The 3,859-nt window shown below is 67.8% G+C and carries 2 protein-coding genes and 1 pseudogene; 1 reads left to right on the top strand and 2 read right to left on the bottom strand.

The genetic code is table 11. From position 1 onward, the window contains the following. A pseudogene (locus HUU96_RS12825) lies at positions 1–240 on the bottom strand (hypothetical protein); the annotation flags it as partial. After that, positions 227–2,437 carry a TonB-dependent receptor gene (locus HUU96_RS12820; RefSeq protein WP_174293157.1) on the bottom strand — a complete coding sequence of 737 codons (2,211 nt, stop codon included), beginning with the start codon at positions 2,435–2,437 and terminating at the stop codon, positions 227–229. The pseudogene HUU96_RS12825 and the gene HUU96_RS12820, both read right to left, overlap by 14 nt. 262 nt (positions 2,438–2,699) lie before the next feature. Between HUU96_RS12820 and hisD the strand changes: the two genes are divergently transcribed. After that, positions 2,700–3,859 (top strand): histidinol dehydrogenase (gene hisD / locus HUU96_RS12815; RefSeq protein WP_174293156.1); only part of this gene is annotated, 1,160 nt, incomplete at its 3' end.

The following is a 3,859-nucleotide window of genomic DNA, read 5'->3' as shown; positions in this document are numbered from 1 at the left end:
GATCGCCGCCAGCGCCGCGCCCGGGCCGACCCGCACCCGGCTCCAGTCGATCGCCGGCAGCCCCGCCAGCCGTTCCGCCCGCGTCAGCGCCGGAAACGGCACATAGATCATCACCAGCCCCGACACGAACCACATCGCGAAGAACAGGCAGCTGGCGATGCCGATCCAGCGATGGGTGACGTAGAGCCAGCGCTTTGCCCGCTGGCCCGCCGTCCGTCGCGCGCGGCTAGAAGCGGGCACGAACCGCGACGTCGACCGACCGCGGCCGACCCAGGATCCACTGCTGGTTGGCATAGGTGGTCACCGCATAATCCTTGTCGAGCAGGTTGGACAACCGCACGTCCAGCGCGAGCTGGCGAGTGAAGGCATAGCTGACCGAGCCGTCGACCACCGCATAGCCCGGTACGCGATACTGGTTGGCGTCGTCCGAGAAGCTGCGGCCGACATAGCGCAGCCCGAGCCGGGCCTGCAGGCGGTCAATCCCGCTCCAGCGCAGCCACAGATTGCCGGCGCTCTCCGGCACGTTGGGCGGCGTGTGGCCGGTATAGTTGGTGCCGCCGCTGACGAAATTGTCGTAGCGCGCGTCGAGGATGGTGGCGTTGGCGTCGATGCCGAAGCCGGCGGCGAGGTCTAACGTCACCGACGCCTCGATGCCCTTGGACGACTGCTGGCCGACCTGCTCGACCGGGCTGGTCGGCGTGCGCTGCGCTACCAAGTTGTGCTTGACGATCCGGTACGCCGCCAGCGTCGCCGCGCCGCGGCCGCCGAGGAAGCTCGCCTTGACCCCCGCCTCGACCTGATCGCCGGTGGCGTTGGTGAAGTAGAATTGCTGCGCGTTAGTGGTGAAGGTGGTCAGCGTCCCCAGCGGATCGACTCCGGTCGCATACTGCGCGTAGAGCGACAGCGTCGGCGCCGGCTGGTAGACGCCGCCGACCCGCCAGGTGACGTTGTGGAGCGCCTTGTCGCCGTCGTTCGGGAAAGCGTTGGTCTCCCGCGCTGCACCGGTGGCGGAGTAGGTGATGTTGTAGCGGGCGACATTGTCCCATTCGGCGCGGATGCCACCGACGAGCGACAGCTGATCGCCGAACTTCACCCGGTCCTCGCCGAACACGCTATATTCGTGCGTGCGGGTCCGGAACCGCGGCGCGATGCCCTGGGTGTCGAAATAGGTGCCGGGATTGAAGCTGCGCGGGTTGACCACATCGACCTGCGGGTCCGAGCCGAAGTCGTTGGAATAGATCAGCTTGATGATGTTGACGTCGAAACCGCCGACCAGGTCGTTGCTGATGCCGCCGCCGAGCGGCGTGGACAGCTTGACGCTGCCCTGGTCGCCATATTGCGTCTGGTCGTGGATGATGCCGAGGTTGCTGTAGCGCTGGATCAGCCCGGCGAACGCCGCGCCCGGCCCGTCGTCGCCATTGGCGCAGTCGCCGCTCGCGGCGACGTAGCAATAATTCTCCAGGTCCTTGAACAGGCGATAGCTGGTCAGCCGATAGGCGGCGTTGCTGAAGCTGAGCGCGGAGCTGACCTGCCAGTCGGTGGTGAGCGTCGTCCGGTTGTCGCGGAAATGCACGTCGGCGTCGGCGACATTGTAGTTATTGTCGCGGATCGAGGTGTCGAGCCGACCGGCCAGCAGCGGCGTACCAAAATACTTGGTCGGCCGCTGATAACCGTAATCGTCGCGCAAGCTGAAGGTCAGCCGGTCGGTCGGCGCATAGCGGATCGCGCCCGCCAGCGCGATGCTGTCCGACTTGCCGCGCTTGACGATGCCGTCCGAGCGCCGGTAGCTGGCGTCCAGCCGGTACGACAGCACCGAGTTGATCGGGCCGCCGGTGCCGGCGGCGACATGGGCGGTGTTCTGCGACCCGAACGCGACCTCGCCGTCCAGCTTGGTGCGCAGTGGGTCGGGCTTCTTGGTGATGGTATTGATCGCGCCGCCCAGCGCGCCCTGTCCGTAGAGGACGGAGGCCGGCCCGCTCAGCACCTCGATCCGGTCGACGTTCCACGGGTCGGTCGGGAAGGTGATGGTGCCGGCGACCGGAAACAGGCGGATGCCGTCGACCAGCTGCAGGATCGAGCCCTGATCGCTGAACCCGCGGGCGGCAAGCGCGGTGTAGCCGTTGCCCGGGTTGGCGACGCTGGTGATGCCCGGCGCGCGCGTCACCGCGTCGACGATGGTCAGGTCGCCGCGCGCCCGCGACTCCTCGCCGTCGATCGTCGCGACGCTGGCCGGCGTCTCCAGTGCCGACAGGCCGAGCCGGCTGCCGGTAGCCGTCGGCGTCACCAGCCGGTCGAGCTTGGCGACGACCAGCACGTCGTCCGCACTGGTGGTCGCTGTCGGCGCGGTCTGGGCCGGCGCGGTCTGTCCTTGAGCCGTCGCGGCGAGTTGCGCCAGCGCGGCGGCCGCTGGCCAGCCTGCGCGAACATATCCCTTCATGTCGTTCCTCCCTTATCGGGAGGGCCATGCCGAAGCCGCAGCGGCCATGTCAGTTCCGAACGGTCGCAGCGGCACCTGTAACATCGTGTAACATCGCGGCGTGCCGCCGGTGCGCAGGTCGCCTCCCGCCGATACCGGTGCGCTATCATCCACTGGAGTTCATACTCTCCCCGCTCTATACGGGCCGGCGTAGGGGCGGCATGACGCAAGAGCACGGCACGCTCGGCCCGGATGCGCAGCCGATCATGGGAGAGCAGGACAGATGGCCCAGTATTTGAAGCGCGGCGCGACGGTGGAGACGCGCGCAACGACCGACCGCCAGGTTCGCGACACGGTCGAAGGTATCCTCGCCGACATCGAGGCGCGCGGCGATGACGCGGTGCGCGACCTGTCGATCAAGTTCGACAAGTGGGACCGCGACAGCTACCGGCTGACCGCCGACGAGATCCAGGGCTGCATGGACCAGCTGTCCGGCCAGGACCTCAAGGACATCGAGTTCGCGCAGACCCAGGTGCGCAACTTCGCCCAGATCCAGCGCGACAGCATGAAGGACGTCGAGGTCGAGACGCTGCCCGGCGTGGTGCTCGGCCATAAGAACATCCCGCTCAATGCAGCGGGCTGCTACGTTCCGGGAGGCAAGTATCCGCTGCTCGCCTCCGCGCACATGAGCGTGATCACCGCCAAGGTCGCCGGCGTGCCGCGCGTTGTCACCTGCGCGCCGCCGTTCCAGGGCAAGCCCGCGCCGGCGATCGTCGCCGCGCAGGCGATGGCGGGCGCGGACGAGATCTATTGCCTGGGCGGCATCCAGGCGGTCGCCGCCATGGGCCTGGGCACCCAGGCGATCGCGCCGGTCGACATCCTGGTCGGTCCCGGCAACGCCTTTGTCGCGGAGGCCAAGCGCCAGTTGTTCGGCCGCGTCGGTATCGACCTGTTCGCCGGGCCGACGGAGACGCTGGTGATCGCCGACGAGGTCGGCGCGGACGGCGAGCTGTGCGCGACCGACCTGCTCGGCCAGGCCGAGCACGGGCCGGACAGCCCGGCGGTGCTGCTCACCACCTCGGAGAAGCTGGCGCGCGAGACGCTGGCGGAGATCGACCGCATCCTGGCTATCCTGCCGACCGCCGATTATGCGCGCAAGGCGTGGGAAGCCTATGGCGAGGTGATCGTCGCCGAAGACGATGCCGAGATGGTGCGCATCGCCGACGAGATCGCCTCCGAGCACGTCCAGGTGATGACGCGCGATCCCGACTATTTCCTGAAGAACATGACCAACTATGGCGCGCTGTTCCTCGGCAACCGCACCAACGTCGCTTACGGCGACAAGGTAATCGGCACCAATCACACCCTGCCGACGCGCAAGGCGGCGCGCTATACCGGCGGGCTGTGGGTCGGCAAGTTCCTCAAGACCTGCACCTACCAGCG

The organism is Sphingomonas bacterium, assembly GCF_903644135.1.
Classification (GTDB): domain Bacteria; phylum Pseudomonadota; class Alphaproteobacteria; order Sphingomonadales; family Sphingomonadaceae; genus Sphingomonas.
Note: the sequence above shows the minus strand (reverse complement) of the source record. Positions and strands in the feature narration are given on the sequence as shown.

Bases quoted from the DNA above. Each gene is read 5' to 3' on its own strand.
- HUU96_RS12820 (WP_174293157.1), bottom strand. From the start codon at position 2,437: ATGAAGGGATATGTTCGCGCAGGCTGGCCAGCGGCCGCCGCGCTGGCG.